The 17,308-nt window shown below is 72.7% G+C and carries 15 protein-coding genes; 10 read left to right on the forward strand and 5 right to left on the reverse strand.

Annotated elements, in window-relative coordinates:
- The first annotated feature begins 314 nt into the window (after positions 1 to 314).
- Complete coding sequence (locus AWQ71_RS30565) at positions 315 to 3,125, forward strand: FAD-binding and (Fe-S)-binding domain-containing protein (protein WP_067139518.1); 2,811 nt, start codon at positions 315 to 317, stop codon at positions 3,123 to 3,125.
- Between the two features lie 50 nt (positions 3,126 to 3,175).
- Here AWQ71_RS30565 and AWQ71_RS42810 read toward each other — a convergent pair whose 3' ends face one another.
- Positions 3,176 to 3,421, reverse strand: a complete 246-nt coding sequence (locus tag AWQ71_RS42810) for a GH36 C-terminal domain-containing protein (RefSeq protein ID WP_169806675.1) — start codon at positions 3,419 to 3,421, stop codon at positions 3,176 to 3,178.
- Here AWQ71_RS42810 and AWQ71_RS42815 point away from each other — a divergent pair.
- Genes AWQ71_RS42815 through AWQ71_RS30585 form a run of 3 tightly spaced genes read left to right on the forward strand, consistent with a single transcriptional unit; the run spans position 3,408 to position 5,541 of the window.
- Positions 3,408 to 3,929 carry a hypothetical protein gene (locus AWQ71_RS42815; protein WP_067139524.1) on the forward strand — a complete coding sequence of 174 codons (522 nt, stop codon included), beginning with the start codon at positions 3,408 to 3,410 and terminating at the stop codon, positions 3,927 to 3,929. The two genes, AWQ71_RS42810 and AWQ71_RS42815, sit on opposite strands and share 14 nt — an antisense overlap.
- A 15-nt stretch (positions 3,930 to 3,944) precedes the next feature.
- On the forward strand, positions 3,945 to 5,024 hold the full coding sequence (locus AWQ71_RS30580) for an alkaline phosphatase family protein (protein WP_157570671.1): 1,080 nt from the start codon (positions 3,945 to 3,947) through the stop codon (positions 5,022 to 5,024).
- On the forward strand, positions 4,942 to 5,541 hold the full coding sequence (locus AWQ71_RS30585; protein WP_067139529.1) for an EamA family transporter: 600 nt from the start codon (positions 4,942 to 4,944) through the stop codon (positions 5,539 to 5,541). The genes AWQ71_RS30580 and AWQ71_RS30585 overlap by 83 nt, the downstream gene beginning before the upstream one ends.
- Before the next feature lie 148 nt (positions 5,542 to 5,689).
- On the opposite strand, the gene AWQ71_RS30590 is transcribed toward AWQ71_RS30585, so the two are convergent.
- The 4 genes from AWQ71_RS30590 to AWQ71_RS30605 form a co-directional block, all read right to left on the reverse strand.
- A complete protein-coding gene (locus AWQ71_RS30590; RefSeq protein ID WP_067139532.1) occupies positions 5,690 to 6,154 on the reverse strand; it encodes a GNAT family N-acetyltransferase in 465 nt (154 codons plus the stop codon).
- 174 nt (positions 6,155 to 6,328) lie between these two features.
- Complete coding sequence (locus AWQ71_RS30595) at positions 6,329 to 7,558, reverse strand: cytochrome P450 (RefSeq protein WP_067139535.1); 1,230 nt, start codon at positions 7,556 to 7,558, stop codon at positions 6,329 to 6,331.
- A gap of 61 nt (positions 7,559 to 7,619) precedes the next feature.
- Positions 7,620 to 9,245, reverse strand: coding sequence for an FAD-dependent oxidoreductase (locus tag AWQ71_RS30600; RefSeq protein WP_067139538.1), 1,626 nt, complete (start codon positions 9,243 to 9,245; stop codon positions 7,620 to 7,622).
- Positions 9,246 to 9,364: 119 nt separating this feature from the next.
- Positions 9,365 to 10,441: a LacI family DNA-binding transcriptional regulator gene (locus AWQ71_RS30605; RefSeq protein ID WP_084259466.1), complete on the reverse strand. Its 1,077-nt coding sequence runs from the start codon at positions 10,439 to 10,441 to the stop codon at positions 9,365 to 9,367.
- Between the two features lie 161 nt (positions 10,442 to 10,602).
- On the opposite strand from AWQ71_RS30605, the gene AWQ71_RS30610 reads away from it, so the two are divergent.
- Genes AWQ71_RS30610 through AWQ71_RS30635 form a run of 6 tightly spaced genes read left to right on the forward strand, consistent with a single transcriptional unit; the run spans position 10,603 to position 17,277 of the window.
- Positions 10,603 to 12,222 (forward strand): ABC transporter substrate-binding protein, encoded by a 1,620-nt coding sequence (locus tag AWQ71_RS30610; protein ID WP_067139541.1) that lies wholly within the window; start codon positions 10,603 to 10,605, stop codon positions 12,220 to 12,222.
- A gap of 8 nt (positions 12,223 to 12,230) precedes the next feature.
- Entirely contained in the window at positions 12,231 to 13,181 is a 951-nt protein-coding gene (locus AWQ71_RS30615; protein ID WP_067139543.1) for an ABC transporter permease, read from the forward strand.
- Positions 13,178 to 14,041, forward strand: a complete 864-nt coding sequence (locus AWQ71_RS30620; RefSeq protein ID WP_067139546.1) for an ABC transporter permease — start codon at positions 13,178 to 13,180, stop codon at positions 14,039 to 14,041. The genes AWQ71_RS30615 and AWQ71_RS30620 overlap by 4 nt, the downstream gene beginning before the upstream one ends.
- Positions 14,041 to 15,009, forward strand: coding sequence for an ABC transporter ATP-binding protein (locus AWQ71_RS30625; RefSeq protein ID WP_067139549.1), 969 nt, complete (start codon positions 14,041 to 14,043; stop codon positions 15,007 to 15,009). The genes AWQ71_RS30620 and AWQ71_RS30625 overlap by 1 nt, the downstream gene beginning before the upstream one ends.
- Complete coding sequence (locus AWQ71_RS30630) at positions 15,002 to 15,865, forward strand: ABC transporter ATP-binding protein (RefSeq protein ID WP_067139552.1); 864 nt, start codon at positions 15,002 to 15,004, stop codon at positions 15,863 to 15,865. Before AWQ71_RS30625 ends, AWQ71_RS30630 begins: the two co-directional genes overlap by 8 nt.
- Positions 15,862 to 17,277 (forward strand): amidase, encoded by a 1,416-nt coding sequence (locus tag AWQ71_RS30635; RefSeq protein ID WP_067139555.1) that lies wholly within the window; start codon positions 15,862 to 15,864, stop codon positions 17,275 to 17,277. The genes AWQ71_RS30630 and AWQ71_RS30635 overlap by 4 nt, the downstream gene beginning before the upstream one ends.
- Positions 17,278 to 17,308 lie beyond the last annotated feature (31 nt).

The raw sequence follows: 17,308 nt of genomic DNA on the forward strand, positions 1-17,308 counted from the left end.
CTCCCCACTCGCTCCTCAGTCCAGACACCGCCGCGCCCCTCGCAGAGCCGCTCGTCCCTCGCTCCCCACTCGCTCCTCAGTCCAGACACCGCCGCGCCCCTCGCTGCGTTTGATTGCCTCGCTCCGCTCGGCGGCTCGGGTCGCCCGAAGTCGGCTCGTGCCCGCCCGTGTGTTCGACATCACCTGCCAGGCGGGTAATCTGTGTCGGCCTCCCGGATTCACCCCCCGACACCGACCCGGAGATCCACGTCGACCCGCGCCGACAGGCGAGGCGGACCGCCGCCTCCGGACGAACGCAGACGAACGAAGAGATCATGAGCGTCACCCACTCCGAAACGCCGCGGCGACTGACCCCGCCGGACCCCGCCGTGCTGGCGGCCGTGCAGGCCGCCGTCCCGGGGATCACCCGTTCGCGGGTGAGCGACCGCCTCGGCATGGCCCACGACGCCTCGCACTACCTGCTGACCCCGCAGGCGATCCTGGTGCCCGAGAGCGCCGAGCAGGTCGCCGCGCTGCTGCGCACCGGCCTGCCGCTGACCTTCCGTTCCGGCGGCACCAGCCTGAGCGGCCAGGCCGTGAGCGAGCACCTGCTCGTGGACACCCGGCGCAACTTCCGCGGCATCGAGGTGCTCGACGACGGCGCCCGGGTCCGGGTGCAGCCCGGAGCCGTGCTGCGCCAGGTCAACGCGCGGCTCGCCGCGTACGGCCGCAAGCTGGGGCCCGACCCGGCCAGCGAGTCGGCGTGCACGATCGGCGGCGTCGTCGCCAACAACTCCAGCGGCATGACGTGCGGCACCCACGCCAACACGTACCAGACGCTCGAATCGCTGGTGCTCGTGCTGCCCGGCGGCACGGTTATCGACACCGGCGCCCCCGACGCCGACGCGCGGCTGCGCGCGCTCGAACCCGAGCTGGCGCGGGGCCTGGAGCGGCTGCGCGACCGGGTCCGGGGCGACGCGGAGTCGGTACGCCGGCTCAAGGCCCAGTTCTCCCTCAAGAACACCATGGGTTACGGGCTCAACAGCTTCCTCGACCACGACTCGCCCGCGCAGATCCTCGCCCACCTCGTCGTCGGCAGCGAGGGAACCCTCGCGTTCGTCGCCGAGGCCGTCCTGCGTACGGTGCCGGCGAACCGGCTCGCCGCGACCGGCCTGGTCGTCTTCCCCACCCTGCGGGAGGCGATGGCCGCGATGCCCGAGATCGTCGCCGCGGGGCCCGCCGCCGTCGAGCTGCTCGACGCCGAGTCCCTGCGGGCGGCGCAGACCGACCCGAAGGCCGACGACGTGCTGCGCACGCTGTCGGTGAAGTCCCATGCCGCGCTTCTGGTGGAGTGGCAGGAGTCGGACCCCGAGCGGCTCGCCGAGCGCGAGCGGGAGGCCGAGCGGGCGTTCGGCGGGCTCTCCCTGTCCGCGCCGGCCCGGCTGAGCAGGGACACCGGCGACCGGGCGGCCCTGTGGCACATCCGCAAGGGCCTGTACGCCTCCGTCGCCGGGGCCCGCCCGAGTGGCACCACCGCCCTGCTGGAGGACGTCGCCGTCCCCGTGCCCGTCCTGGCCGACCTGTGCGACGACCTGGCCGAGCTGTTCGTCAAGTACCGCTACGAGCGCAGCGTCATCTTCGGCCACGCCAAGGACGGCAACCTGCACTTCATGCTCAACGAGCACTTCGGCACCGACCTGGAGCGCTACGCCGACTTCACCGAGGACATGGTCGACGCCGTCCTCGGCCGCGGCGGCACGCTCAAGGCCGAGCACGGCACCGGCCGCGTCATGGCCCCCTTCGTGCGCCGCCAGTACGGCGACGAGCTGTACGAGGTGATGCGCGAGGTCAAGCGGCTGTGCGACCCCGGCGGCACGCTCAACCCGGGCGTCGTGCTCACCGACGATCCGCGCGCGCACCTGCGCGACCTCAAGGCCGTCGTGACGGTGGAGCCCGAGGTCGACCGGTGCGTGGAGTGCGGCTACTGCGAGCCCGTCTGCCCGAGCCGCGACCTGACCACGACCCCGCGCCAGCGCATCGTGCTGCGCCGCGAGCTGGCCGCGGCCCGCGCCGCCGGCGACCATGAGCTCGCCCGCCGGCTGGAGGAGGAGTACGGCTACGACGCCGTGGACACCTGCGCCGTGGACGGCATGTGCGCCACCGCCTGTCCGGTGTTCATCAACACCGGCGACCTGACCAAGCGCCTGCGCGCCGAGCGCCACGGGCGGGCGGCGCGGGCGGGCTGGAAGAAGGCCGCCGACCACTGGGGCACGGTCACGCGGGCGATGGACCTGGCCCTCGACGCGGCCGCCGCGGCGCCGCCCGCCCTGGTCGAGGGGGCCAGCCGGGCCGCCCGCGCGGTCGCCGGTCCGGACGCCGTCCCGCAGTGGAGCCGCGACCTGCCCCGCGGCGGGACGCCCCGCCGGCCGGCACCCGCCCCCGAGGCGGACGCCGTGTACGTGCCGTCCTGCCTGAACACGCTGTTCGCCCCCGCGGCCGGAGGCAGCGGGGTCATGGCCGCGCTGCAGCGCCTCGCGGAACGCGCGGGCCTGCGCCTGCGCGTCCCGGACGACATCGCCGGCCTGTGCTGCGCCACCCCGTGGTCGTCGAAGGGCTTCACCGGAGGCTACGAGGCGATGCGCCGCCGGGTGGCGAAGGCGCTCGTGGCGGCCACCGACGGCGGCCGGATCCCGGTCGTCAGCGACGCCGCCTCCTGCACGGAGGGGTTCGAGCGGCTCGTCGCCGCGGCCTCGCCCGCCGTCCAGGTGGTCGACGCGGTGACCTTCGCGGCCGAGCGCGTCCTGCCCCGGCTGCCCGCCGCCCGCCGCCTTCCCTCGCTGGCCCTGCACCCGACCTGCTCGTCCACCCGGCTCGGCCTCGACGCCGCGATCGCCAAGATCGCCGAGGCCGTCGCGGAGCAGGTCGTCGTCCCCGACGACTGGCAGTGCTGCGCGTTCGCCGGCGACCGTGGCCTGCTGCACCCGGAGCTGACGGCGTCGGCGACCCGCGCCGAAGCGGCGGCGGTCGCGGAGAGCGACTACGCGGCCCACGCCTCGGTCAACCGCACCTGCGAGATCGGGATGACCCGCGCCACCGGGAAGACCTACCACCACCTGCTCGACCTGCTGGACCAGGTCACCGCCTGACACCGAGGCCGCGGGCCGGCCGGCGGCCGTCCGGGACGAGCGGCGCCCGCTCAGGGAACCCGGGTGAGGCGGACGAGGGCGCTGCCGTGGCCGGCGCCCGGCAGTTCGAGTGGGAGGCCGTGGGCCAGCAGGACGGCCCCGTGGTGGATCGTCCCCGTGTCGTCGTCGCGATAGCGGGCGTCCGGGTCCAGCGTGCGCAGCCGCAGCGGGACGGGCGGAGCGCCGAATCGGGACGAGAGCCGCCAGGCGAGCACGACCACCCGGTCGCCCGCGACATACTGTGTGCTCCAGGCCATCCACGCCGACGCGAACCAGTCCGCGCGGATGCGCGCCCAGGGCGACTGGGACTCCGGTGCGCGCAAGCTGTCCTGCCCGGACGACCAGCGCCTGATCGGCATCAGCCAGAAGGGCCAGGGCGGCCTGTGCACCGACACCGGCATGGCGAACATGTGGGGATCCGCCGCGGCCACCATGGTGAAGAGTGAGAGCGTCACGACCGACTGGGCGGTCGGGTTCACCAAGTACCAGTGCCCCAACGGCTCGTTCATGAACGGCTACAGCCTGCGCGGCGACCGGGTGTCGGCCGTCCTGTGCGCCCCCGGACGCGTCCCGCTCGCCGGGGCCGGGCGGACACTGTGGGACGACCGGGGCGACAGCCGCCCCGCGTCCGGCGAGGGCGGCGACTATGCCAACGGCTACTACAAGGCGCAATGCGCGGCCGACGAGTACGCCGCCGGGATCGCGTTCTCCACCAGCGTCGGCCGCTACGGTACCCCCGACGCGCTCTACTGCCGCAGGTTCTGAAAGGTCTCCCCTCCGTTGTCTGCTCTTCCCCCGTCCCTGCGGGCGGCACTGGCCCGGCCGGTGCCGCCCGGGGGTCTCGGCTCCCTCCGGCACGTCGTGTTCTTCATGCAGGAGAACCGCTCCTTCGACCACTATTTCGGGACGCTGCGCGGCGTGCGCGGGTTCGGCGACCGCAACGCCATCACGCTGCCGGACGGCCGGTCGGTGTTCGACCAGTCCGGTGTCTTCCCGTACCCGGTGCGCGAAGGGACGGGCGATCGGGACCTGACCGAAGGCGACCTCCAGTACGTCGAGGGCGTGGACCACGAATGGGAGACGGGTCAGCGGACCAGGGGCGGCGGCTGGCACGACGGCTGGATCGCGGGCAAGGGACCCGGCGCGATGGTCCACTTCGATCGCCGCGACCTGTCCTTCCAGTTCGAGCTCGCCGACGCCTTCACCCTGTGCGACGCCTATCACTGTTCGGTGTTCGGGCCGACGAACCCCAACCGCCTCCATCACTGGTCGGGAACCGTCGGACCTGAGCCGTCCGGGCGGCGGACCACCGCGAACGACTCCTGCGAGGAGGACACCCACCCCGGCTACCGCCACACCTCCTATCCCGAGCGGCTGACGGCGGCGGGCGAGAGCTGGCGGGTCTACCAGGAGTGGGACAACTACCAGTGCAACGCGCTGGACTACTTCACGTCCTTCAAGAGGATCGCGCGCCTGGCCCTGACCCACACGCCCTACCGGAGCCTGCACTCCTTCTACACGTCGATCGCCTCCCTGCCCGAGGCGGAGCGTGCGGAGATGCTCGCGGCGCTGGAGAAGGGAGTCGCGCAGCTCGCCCCGGCCGATCTGGTCACCTACCAGCGGGGGCTGCGGCGGGTCGCCCCGGGGCGGCTCGCCGCCGCCTTCCGGGCGGACGTGGCCGAGGGCCGGCTTCCGCGGGTCTCCTACATCGTCGCGCCGGAGGCGTACTCCGAGCACCCGGACCCGTCCAGCCCGGCGCACGGCGCTGGCCTCATCTATGGGCGACTTCGGCCAGGTCTACCCGATCGCCAGGGGAAGCGCTCCGCTGCTCGTCGCGATCGTGGCCGGCATCCAGGGTGAAAGGCTCACGGTCCTTCAGGTGTGCGGCCTGGCCGCGACCTGCGGTGGCCTCGCGGCGCTCGCGCTCGCCGGGGTGGGGCGGCGCGACCTGCCGTCCCGCAAGGCCGTGACGGCGGCCGTGCTGACAGGGGCCGCCATCGCGTCGTACACCGTGGTGGACGGCCTGGGCGTGCGGGAGTCCGGTACCGCGCTCGGCTACACGACCTGGATGTTCGCCGTCGAAGGGGTGCTGACCTTCGCGGTGATGACGGCCGTACGCGGCCGGGCGATCGCACCCGCGTTGCGCGACCGCTGGCTGGTCTCGGCCGGCGGAGGGACGATCTCGATGCTGGCGTACGGCCTGGTGCTGTGGGCCCAGACCCGGAGCGCGCTCGCCGAGGTCGCGGCGCTCCGCGAGACGGGCATCCTGTGGGGCGCGCTCATCGGCGCGGTGTTCTTCGCCGAACGGCTCGGTCCCCGGCGCGTGGCCGCGGCCGGGATCGTGGCCCTCGGTGTCATCCTGCTGTCCGCGCATTGACGACAGCCCCGCCCGTCGCATCGGGAGGGGCACCAGCGCAGCAGGCGACGTTTGCCCTGTTGTGAACGGCTTCGACTCCCTCTACCCGAAATACCGAGGCGGGCAACCCAAAACGAGGTGGTCACACGGGCGGCGTCGCCTGATCGTCTCAGCGCTCGGCGAGCAGCAACTCGCCGACGATCTGTCCGTGGATCTCCTGCCCGGTCGGACGGAACCCGAGCCGCAAATAGAACTGCTCGGGGCCGTGCTCGCCTGCCGCCCACAGCACCGTTACCCGATCCTGCCCGCGACGGCGGGCTTCCGCGCATACCGACTCCACCGCGAAACGCCCGTAACCCCGGCCCTGCTGACCGGCCACGATGTTCAACCGCCAGATCCCGCAGCGGAACACGTCGACCGGACTTTGCGGATCGAAGCCGCCCATGACGAAGCCCACAAGCTCGTCTGCATCGAAGATGAGCCGAGGCCAGGCCGTCTCGCCGTTCGCATACGCCTCGGCGAGCGACCACGCGACCGGAGCCACGAAGTCCTCCTGCTCGGGCCGCACTCTCAACCGGCAGGCAGCGCCGACGTTGTCCGGCGTGATCGTTTCCAGGCGCAGCGATGAAGTCATTCCGCCACCCTACGGATCACCCCCGACAATTCGACGGGGCAAACGTCGTCGCGGCCCGCCGAGCGGAGCGCGCGCGGAGCCGTCCCCGGGACCCGCCGTATCAGCTGCCACGGCTGATACCGCCTACACCTCGCGGCCGGTCATCTTCCGGCCTCGCGGCTCGCCGCGCGCTGCTCACGTCCCCGGCGGCGGGGCGACTCCGTCGAACTCGATGAGGAGGTGGCGCGGACCGCGCAGCGCCACGTTCTCCCGGTAGGGCGGCGGATCGGCGACCAGCCGGGGGTTCTCCAGCCGGGAGGCGAGCGCGGACAGCGCGAGCCGCGTCTCCAGGCGGGCCAGCGGAGCGCCGAAGCAGAAGTGGATGCCGCCGCCGAAGCCGAGGTGCTCCTTGTCCGCCCGGTCGGGGTCGAACCGGTCCGGGTCGGGGAAGTGCCCGGGGTCGCGGTCGGCGGCGGCGAGCACGAGCGTGATCGTCGCCCCCTTGGGGATGGTGGTGCCGGCGATCTCGATGTCGTCCAGCGCGGTGCGCTGGGGCAGCATCTGCACCGGCGGCTCGTAGCGCAGCAGTTCCTCGACCAGGGGGACGACGCGGCCGGGGTCGCGGCGCAGCCGGTCGAGCTCGGCGGGGTGGCGCAGCAGGGTCAGCATCCCGTTGGTGATGAGGTTGACGGTGGTCTCGTGACCGGCGACGAGCAGCAGGGAGGCGGTGCTCAGCAGTTCGTCGCGCGACATGGCCCCTTCGACGCCGTCGTCGGTGACCAGCGCGGACAGCAGGTCCCCGGACGGCTGCCGCAGACGGGCCTCGGCCAGCTCGTCCAGGTACGCGCGCAGTTCCAGGCCGGCCTCGACCCGGCGCCGTTGCGTGGCCTCCCCGGCTCTCGGGTCGATCGCCTCGACCAGCGCCGCCGCCCACACGCGGAAGCGCGGCTCGTCCTCGGTCGGCACACCCAGCAGCCGGCAGATCGCCGTGACCGGCAGCGGGTAGGCGAAGTCGTCGACCACGTCCACCCGGGTCCGGTCCGCGAAGCCGTCGATGAGACCGGTGACGATCTCGGAGAGCGCGCCCCGCATGCCCTCGACGCGTCCGGGTGAGCGAGGCGGCCCGAAGTGCCGCATCGCCACGCGGCGGACCCGGTCGTGGTCCGGTGGATCACGGCGGATGAAGGCGGGCGGCAGGCCGGGCAGGCTCTCCCCGTCCGACGGCCCGCCGCCGGCGACGTCTTCCTCGCGGATCGAGCTGATCCGCGGATCGTGCAGCAGCTCGACGACCTCCCGGTAGGTGCTGACCACGTAACGGCCGTCGACGCGCAGGACCGGGGTCTCGCGCAGCTCGGCGTACAGCGGGTAGGGGTCGGCGCGGTTCGCGTAGTCCAGGATCCGCGCGAAGACGGACGTCTCGGCCATGGCGTCGCTCCTCGGCTTCGCGGGCTGTCCGGATGTGTACGGTGCAGGGCCGGTGTGACGGTCACTGCGGGCGGCGCACCAGGGTGGCTCTCCGCTCGCCCGGGTCGTGGCCGGTCACCACGACGGTGGCTCCCTGGGCGACCGCGACGCGCGGCGGCACCTCCGCCGGCACCGGGAGCATCTCGGCGGGCCGGCCGACCATGGCGAAGTCCGGCGGGAACGGCGCGGCCCGCTCGATCATCCGCTGGTAGAACTCCAGCCACATGGCCTGGTCGAACGTGACGGCCGCGGTGACGCGCCCCCGGTACCCGTAGACCGCGACGAAGCGGCGCTCGGCGACCGAGCCCTGCGCGATCACGACCTCGTCCGCGAACGTCGGCACCCCGACGGACTTGATGTTGATCCCGAACTGGCTGGACCAGAACACCGGCAGGGCCAGGTGCGCCCACCGCCGGGTCTGGTCGCTGACCATGTTGTGCGCGGCGATCTCCGCCTGGGCGACCGCGTTGCCCCAGTGCTCCAGGGCCAGGAACTGGAACTCGTACGCCGGATGCGGGAAGCGCGCGATGTCCCCGGCGGCGAAGATGTCGTCGGTCACCACCCCGTTGATGTCGAAGACGCGGCAGCCCGCGTCGCAGCCCACGCCCCAGACTCCGGCGGCCAGCCCCGCGCCCTCCAGCCAGTCGACGTTGCGGACCGCGCCGAGGCCGACCACCGCCGTCTCCACCTCCAGGGTGGTGCCGTCGGACAGGCGCGCGGCGCGCAGCCGCCCCTCCGCGTCGCCGTCGAGCCCGATGACGGTGGTGTCGCAGTGCAGGTCCACGCCGTGCTCCCGCTGGATCTGCGCCGCGATCCCGCCGATCACCCTGCCGAGCGCGCCGGCCAGCGGCGCCGGTCCCCGGTCGACGACTGTCACCGGCCGGCCCAGCTCCCGGCAGACGGAGGCGACCTCCGACCCGGTGAATCCGGCGCCGATGACCAGCACCCGCCCGTTCCCGGACGCGAGCCGCCGCCGCAGCAGGGTCGCGTCCTCGATCGTGCGCAGCACGCGCACGCCGTCCAGCGCGGCCTCCGCCTCGTTGGGCCACGGCCGGGCCCGCGCGCCGGTGGCGATCAGCAGGCGGTCGAACTCGACCTCCCGGCCGTCGGCGAGGCGCACCCGCTTGCCGGCCACGTCCAGGCCGGTCGCCCGCTGGCCCAGCAGCCATTCGGCGTCCAGGTCCCTCAGCCGGGGCAGCGTGGTGTGCTCCAGGGGCATCCGGCCCGTCAGCACCTGCTTGGACAGCGGCGGCCGGTCGTACGGCTCGTGCGGCTCGTCCCCGATCAGGGTGAGCGACCCGGCGAAGCCGTCCCGGCGCAGCACCGCGGCGGCCCGCACGCCGGCCAGCGACGCGCCCACGATGACGATCCGCCCGGAACGCCGGAACCCGTCCCCCCTGTCGGGAGCGCTGTCGGGGGCCGGGTACGGGTACGGCCGGGGGCCGGGGACGTGCCCGGCGAGCCGGTCGACGTGGATCGCCTGGACCGGGCACGCCGCCTGCGCCCGCAGCACGTGCTCCCGCTGCTCGTCGCTCGGGTCGGGGTCGTAGAGCAGCGACTCCTGTCCGGGCATCGCGAAGACGTCGGGCGCGGCGAAGACGCATTGCCCGTACCCCTGGCATCGGGTGAGATCGACGACGACGCGCATCGGGCACCTCCCTGCGCGCGAGTGCTGTGGGCGGCCAACCGCACGGCCGTGGTCCGATTTACAGCGGCATACAGCGGTATGTCCGAGAACCCGGCGGTAAGTCCGGACACGGGACGTCCCTACCCCGGTCGCGCGGCTCTATCCCCGCCGCCCCGCCCGCCGCCCGGGGCGGCCGAGGACGCGCGGATCCGGAAGTCGGCCGAGAACAGGCGGCCGTCGTCGCCGCCGCGGCCGTCCAGGCGGTCGACGAGCAGCTCCACCGCCGCCCGCGCGGTCTCGCCGGGCAGGAAGCTGAGCGTGCTGATCGGCGGGTCGGTGTAGGACGCCGCCGGGTCCTCCGTGGTGCAGACCAGCAGCAGGTCGCCGGGGACGGAGCGGCCGAGCCGGCGGATCGTGTCCAGCAGCAGCGGCGTGCTCAGTTCGACCAGGGTGAACAGCGCGTCCGGCGGGACCGGGGCGGCGAGCAGCTCCGTCACGGCCTGGAGCGTCTGCTCGACGCCGGGGGCGGGCAGGCAGGCGATCCGGGGGGCGCGTCCCCGCTCGGCGCACCAGTCGTGGTACGCGCGGACGGACTGCTGGTGAAAGCAGGCCGTGGTCGCGCCGGCGACGACGGCGATGCGTTCGGCGCCCGCCTCCTCCAGGTGATCGAGGACCTGGCGTACGGCGGCGTCGTTGTCGAAGTCGACCCAGCCGCCGGCCGCCCGTGCCTCGCCCGGGACCTCGGCCAGGGCCCGGCGGTCGGAGACCACGGGGACGCCCGCGGCGAGGAAGTCCCGGACCATCGGGTCCCCCTCGACCGGGTCGATGACGAACACGCCGTCCAGCGGGATGTCCAGCCAGCAGTCGTCCGGCCCGTAGGTGGGCAGCAGGACGACGCCGTACCCGTGCGCGAGGGCCGCCCGGGTCGTCGCGGTGACGATCTGGGAGAAGTAGGCCAGGTCGGCGTAGACCCAGGGCGTCTCGACGTACTCGCGTGCCGCGAGGCCGAGCAGGCGGGTGTGCCCGGCGCGCAGCAGCCGTGCCGTCGCGTTCGGGCGGTAGCCGAGGGCCCGGGCCACCTTCTGCACGTGCTCGCGGGTGGCCGCGGGGAGCCGCCCGGCCCCGTTCAGCGCGTCCGACACGGTCGTCTTGGACACTCCGGCGGCGCGGGCCACGTCCACGAGACGGACCCGCGGTGTGCGGTCTGACTGGCTCATGAGCGCGATCCTGTCATCCGGGCGGACGCTCCGCCACCCACCCGTATGCAGTGCAGAATCGTTCCGCCTAACCCTTGTGCAGGAACGTTCCTTCACGAATACTCACAGCCACCTCTGCCGCACACCTGATCGTTGCGGCCCGTTCAGAAAGAGGTGGTCTGATGCGCACCTCCCGTTTCGCCGCCGCAACGGCGCTGCTCGCACTCGCGGTCGCCGCCTGCGGCGGCGCCTCGCCCGCCGGCAAAGGTGGCGGCTCCGCCGCATTCGAGATCACGAAGGACACCGCGCCGGCCAGGGACGCCGTGGACACGGTGACCTGGTCGCTCTACGCCGAACCGCAGTCCCTGGACTACGCGTACGCCTTCGATTACCACCCCAACACCGTGCTCGCCAACGTGTGCGAGCAGCTCATGCGGATCACCCCCGAGCTGAAGGTGGAGCCCGGCCTGGCCGTCGCCGCGGCCAACCCCGACCCCAAGCGCTGGGTCTACACGATCCGCGACGGCGTGAAGTTCCACGACGGCTCCACGCTCACCGCCGACGACGTCGTCGCCAGTATGCGGCGCCACATGGATCCCAAGGTCGGCTCGTACTGGGTCTCCGTCTACCAGAACGTCGACAAGATCGAGAAGACCGGGCCGATGGAGGTCACGGTCCACCTTAAGAAGCCCGACCAGCTCTTCAACGAAGAAATGGGCACCTCCGCCGGAACCATCGAGAGCGCCGCCTCGCTGGCCAAGGAGGGCTACGGCACACCGGACGTCGGAGTCAACTGCACCGGCCCCTTCTCGTTCGAGTCGTGGCAGAAGGGCCAGTCGATCAACTTCAAGAAGTTCGCCGGCTACTGGGACAAGGCGCTCGAACCCAAGGTGAACACGCTCACGATGGTGTTCATCCCGGACCCCGCCGCCCGCGTCAACGCGATGCTCGCCGGGGAGGTCGACGGCGGCTACCTGCTGCCGCCTCCCGGATTCGCCAAGCTCCGCACCGCCACCAACGGCACGCTCTACTTCGGCCCCAACACGACGGCGGTGAGCCTGATCCCCGCCAACCTCAAGGGCACGCTCGGTGACGTCGACGTTCGCCGGGCGCTGTCCATGGCGCTCGACCGCGACGGCATCATCAAGGCCGCCGCGGGCGGAGCCGGCACACCGGCGAAGGCGCCCGGCGCCATCGGAGCCTGGGGAATCGCCCCTGACGCGGCCAAGGAGTACTACGCCAAGCTTCCGGCCCCCACCAGGGACGTCGCCGGGGCGAAGAAGCTGGTCGAGGAGGCCGGCGCCTCCGGCAAGAAGGTCGTGATCGCGACGAGCACGCTCTCGCCCGACATCGGCGTCATCGCCAACGCGGTGCAGTCGGCGGGGCAGGCCATCGGCCTGAAGGTCGAACTGAAGGCGGTCGCCCCCGAGGCCTACACGGCGCTGTTCTCCGACCCGAAGGCCCGCGAGGGCATCGACCTGTTTATGACGATCTGGTATGACTCCACCCCCGACCCGCTGGAGTTCTACGGAATCCTGCGGACCGGCGACTTCGCCAACTACGGCGGCTACTCCAACCCCGAGTACGACGCCCTGGTCGACGAGGCCGTCGCCCAGGCCGATCCGGCCGCGCGCGCCGCGACGGTCGCCAAGCTGCAGGAGATCGCCGTCCGTGACGTGATTTGGATCCCGCTGTACGAGCCGCCGCACACCATGTTCCTGAACAAGCGACTCACCGGCGCGCCGACCGGCATCTCCCAGCTCGTCTTCCCGTGGGCGGCTCGTCTGGGTTCGGCCGGTTGAGTCCCGCCATGGCAGGCTTCCTCCTCCGCCGGATCGGCGGGATCGCCGTGACGTTGCTCGTCACATCGTTCCTGGTCTTCGGTTCGGTCCACCTCGCCCCCGGTGACCCGGCGTCCTTCCTCCTGGGAGGGCGCTCGGCGTCACCGGCCGCCGTCGCGGCCATCAAGGAGCAGTACCACCTCGATGACCCGTTCCTGGTCCAGTACACGAAGTGGATCGGCGGCGTCGTCACCGGCGACTTCGGCAAGTCCGCGACGTTCCGGCAGGACGTGGGCGGCCTGATCGCCGCCCGGTTGCCGACGACGCTGCTGCTCATCGGCTATGCCGGCGTGCTCATCCTGGTCGGCGGCCTGGCGTTCGGGGCGCTGGCCGCCCTGCGGCGGGGCGTCGTCGACCGGGCGGTCCTCGTCGGCACGGGCATCGCCACGGCCACCCCCTCGTTCGTCGCGGCGATCGGCCTGATCTCACTCTTCGCCGTCCGACTCGGCTGGTTTCCCGCCTTCGGCAACGGCGGCGGTTTCGGTGACCGGATCTACCATCTGACGCTCCCGGCGGCGGCGCTCGCCCTGACCTTCGTCGGCCTGCTGGCCCGGGTGACCCGGACGTCGATGCTGGAGGAACTGGGACGCGAGCACGTCGAGGTGGCCCGCTCACGCGGGGTGCCCGGCTCGGACGTCGTACGGCGGCATGTGCTGCGCAACGCCCTCGGCCCGATCACCACCGTGACCGGAACGGTCGTGGCCGGCCTGCTGGTCGCCACCTCGATCGTGGAGACCGCCTTCGGCCTGTCCGGCGTCGGTCAGCTGCTGGTCAGCTCCGTCACCGTCAAGGACTTCCCGGTCGTGCAGGCCGTCAGCCTGCTGGTCGTGCTGGCCTTCGTCACCGCCAACCTCGTCGTCGACCTGGTCCACCCGCTCATCGACCCCCGTCTGTCCCATGCGAAGGGAGGCAAGGCATGACCGCCGTGCCCATCCATCGGCGCAGGTTGCTCGCGCCGCTGGCCCGCATCGCGGGCGGCGACAAACTCGTCACAGCCGCCCTCGCCGTGCTCGCCGTACTGATCGTCGCGGCGGCCTTCGCCCCGTGGATCGCACCGTACGACCCCGACTCCGTGGACCTGTCCGCGACCCTGAGCGGCTCCACCCCCGAGCACCTGCTGGGCGCGGACCAGTCCGGCCGCGACGTCCTCTCCCGGCTGATCTTCGGCGCCCGCACCGGACTGCTCGGCCCGCTGGTCGTCGTGATCGTCTCGACGCTGCTCGGCATGCTGATCGGGGTGGCGGCGGCCTGGCATGGCGGGGTCGTCGACTCCGTCCTCTCGCGGGCCATGGAGCTCATCTTCTCCTTCCCCGCCCTGCTGCTGGCCATCATCCTGGTGGCCGTCTTCGGCGTCGGGCTGACCGCGCCGGTGATCGCGATGAGCGTCGCCTACGCCCCGTACGTCGGCAGGCTCGCGCGCGGCGTGGCCCTGCAGGAGAAGGCCCGCCCCTACATCCAGGCGTACAAGGTGCAGGGCTGGTCCGGCTGGGTGATCTGCGTGAAGCACCTGCTGCCCAACATCGCTCCGCTGATCCTCGCCCAGTCCGCGATCAACTTCGGGTACGCGCTCATGGACCTCGCGGCGCTCTCCTTCCTCGGCTTCGGTGTGCAGCCGCCCACCGCCGACTGGGGTGCGATGATCAACGAGGGCTCCTCGTCCCTGCTGCAGGGCGCGATGCTCCCCGCCCTCGCCCCCGGCGTCGCCATCGTGATCACGGTGGTGGCGTTCAGCCTCGTCGGCGAGTCCATCGCCGATCGCGTCGCACGGCGGGAGCAGTGATGACCACCCGGCTGCTGGAGATCGAGAACCTGACCGTGCGGCTCGCGGCCGGCCAGGCCGCGCGCCCCATCATCGACGGGGTGTCACTGCACGTCGAGCACGGCGAGGCCGTCGGGCTGGTCGGCGAGTCGGGGTCGGGCAAGTCCGTCACCTGCCGTTCGGTGCTGGGCCTCTTCCCCGAGGGAGCCGAAGCCGCCGGCGGCCTGCGGGTGGACGGAGCGGACATCCTCACGATGTCGCCCACCCGGCTCCGCGACCTGCGCCGCCGCGACGCCTCCATGATCTTCCAGGACCCTCGGGCCTCCATCAACCCGCTGCGCAGGATCGGCGACTTCGTCACCGAGGGGTTGCGGGCCTCCGGGGTGTCCCGGAAGGGCGCCCTGGACCGGGCCGAGGAGCTGCTGGAGTCGGTCGGCATCCGTGCGCCGCGCGCGGCCCTGCGCAGGTACCCGCACGAGTTCTCCGGCGGCATGCTGCAGCGCGTGATGATCGCCGGCGCGCTCGCCGGAGGGCCCCGGCTGCTGCTGGCCGACGAGCCCACCACGGCGCTGGACGTCACCACCCAGGCCGAGGTCGTCTCGATCCTCACTCGGCTCCAGGCCGAGCGTGACATGGGGATGCTCTTCGTCACCCATGACCTGGAGCTGGCCGCCGCGATCTGCGACCGCGTCTACGTGATGTACGCGGGCCGGATCGTCGAGGCGCAGTCCGCCGAAGGACTCTTCAGCCGACCACGCCATCCGTACACCTCGGGGCTGCTGGCCGCGACCCCGCGTCTGGAGTCGGACCGGCCGCCGCACGGCGTCCCCGGGCGTCCGGTGTCGCTGTCCGAGGCTCCGAGCGGATGCGCCTTCGCGGCCCGTTGCGCCCACGCCCGGCCCGGCTGCACCGAGCACGAACCCGGCCTGCGGGAGATCGACGGCGCCCAGGTGGCCTGCCTGCGCGCGGAGGAGCTGATCCATGACTGAGTACGCGCTGGAGGTGGAGAACCTGCGCAAGACGTTCGGCGACCACGTGGCCGTCGACGACGTCTCCCTCACGCTCCGGCCCGGCGGCTCCCTGGCCATCGTCGGTGAGTCGGGATCGGGGAAGACGACGACCGCCCGGATGCTCGTCGGCCTGGAGCGACCGGACTCCGGCCGGATCCGCGTGGCCGGCCGGGACCGCTCGGGCGCGGCCCGCGGCAGGGCGACCCGGCTGGCCCGCGCCCGCGAGATCCAGATGGTCTTCCAGGACCCCTACCTCTCGCTCGATCCGCGCGTCACCGTCGCCGCGTGCGTCGAGGAGCCGCTGCGTCTGCACTTCGCGATGACCTCGGCGGAACGGCGGGCCCGCCGTGACGAGCTGCTGGCGCGGGTCGGCCTCGGCGAGCGCGAGGCCGACGCGCTGCCCAGGCGACTCTCCGGCGGCCAGCGCCAGCGGGTCGCCATCGCCCGCGCGCTGGCGACCGAGCCGAAGGTGCTGATCCTGGACGAGGCGACCGCCGCCCTCGACGTGTCCATCCAGGCCCAGATCCTCGACCTGCTGGCGGAGATCCGCCGCGACACCGGCGTGGCGTACGTGTTCGTCACGCACAACCTGGCGCTCGTCCGGCATGTCGCCGACGACGTCCTCGTGCTCTACCGGGGACGGGTGGCCGAGTCGGGTCCGGCCCGCGACGTACTGGCCGCCCCCGAACACCCGTACACCCGGCTGCTGTTGCACTCCCTGCCGCACCGCGGCTGGGATCCCGCCCGGATCGCCGCCGACCGGCGCGCCCTCGCGACCGCGACACGGGAGAGGCCGCCTGCCCCCACCTCCGAGAAAAGGAGTGTCACCTCGTGACCGACCTCGCCTACCTGCCCGCGACCGAGGCCCTGCGGCTGTTCCGGTCCCGCGAGCTGTCCCCCGTCGAGCTGATGGCCGCCGTCATCGACCGCGCCGAGGCCGTCGAACCCCAGGTCAACGCGCTCAGCGAGCGCACCTTCGAGGAGGCCCTCCTCCAGGCGAAGCAGGCCGAGCGCGCCTACCGCGACGGCTCGCCGCGACCGCTGGAAGGGCTTCCCGTGGCGGCCAAGGACGAGCAGCCGATCGCCGGCCGTCTCGCCACGGACGGCTCGCTCGCGTACGCCGGCCACGTGGCCGAGGTGACCCACCCGATCATCGAGCGGATCGTGGCCGCCGGCGGCATCATTCATGCCCGTACGACGACGCCCGAGTTCTGCTGCGCGGGCTTCACCCACTCGAAGTTGTGGGGCATCACGCGCAACCCGTGGAACCTCGACTACTCCCCCGGCGGCTCCTCGGGCGGCTCCGGCGCGGCGCTCGCCTCCGGTACGGCCATGCTCGCCACCGGCTCCGACATCGGTGGCTCGATCCGGCTGCCCGCCGCCAACACCGGCACGGTCGGCTTCAAGCCGCCCTACGGCCGGGTGCCCGCGATGCCGCCGTTCAACCTGGACCACTACTGCCACGACGGGCCGATGGCGCGCACGGTCGCCGACTGCGCGCTGCTGCAGAACACCATCGTCGGCCCGCACCCGCATGACGTGGTCTCGCTCCGCCCGGCCGTTCGCATCCCCGACCGGCTCGGCGACGTGACCGGGATGCGCGTCGCGTACGCGCCCAGCCTGGGCGACTGGGAGATCGAGCCGGAGATCGCGGCCAACACCGAGGCCGTGGCCGACGCGCTGCGGGAGGCCGGGGCGATCGTCGAGGAGGTCGCGGTCGGGCTGCGCCGCGCCGACGTCATGCGCGCCGCGTTCATCCACTTCGGCGCGATCTTCGGCCCCATGGTGGGCCGGGTCGCCGCCGAGCACGGCGACCTGCTCAATCCCTACGCCCTCGCTTTCGCCGCCGACGCCGCGCGGGCGATGGAGGAGCCCGGCGCCTTCCTGACCGGGCTGGAGATCGAGGCGGCGATCTACCGGCCCATCGGCGAGCTGCTCGACCGCTACGACGCGCTGATCTGCCCGACCACAGGGGCGTCGGGCCTGCGCGCGGGCGAGGAGTACGTCGACACCAAGCTCAGTGTGAACGGCGTCGAGCTCGACCACTATCTGGAGTACTCGCTCACCACGGTTTTCAACATCGCCAGCCGCTGCCCGGTGCTCAACGTCCCGTCGGGTCGCGCCTCCAACGGCGTGCCGACCGGGGTACAGATCGTCGGCCGCGGCTACGACGACGCGACCGTCTTCCACGTCGGCACGGCCGTCGAACACGTCCGGCCCTGGGCGCACCGCCCCGACTCGCTGTGATCCCTCCGCTCACGTCCCAAGGAGAAACCGC

The organism is Microtetraspora malaysiensis, assembly GCF_001528665.1.
GTDB lineage: Bacteria > Actinomycetota > Actinomycetes > Streptosporangiales > Streptosporangiaceae > Microtetraspora_A > Microtetraspora_A malaysiensis.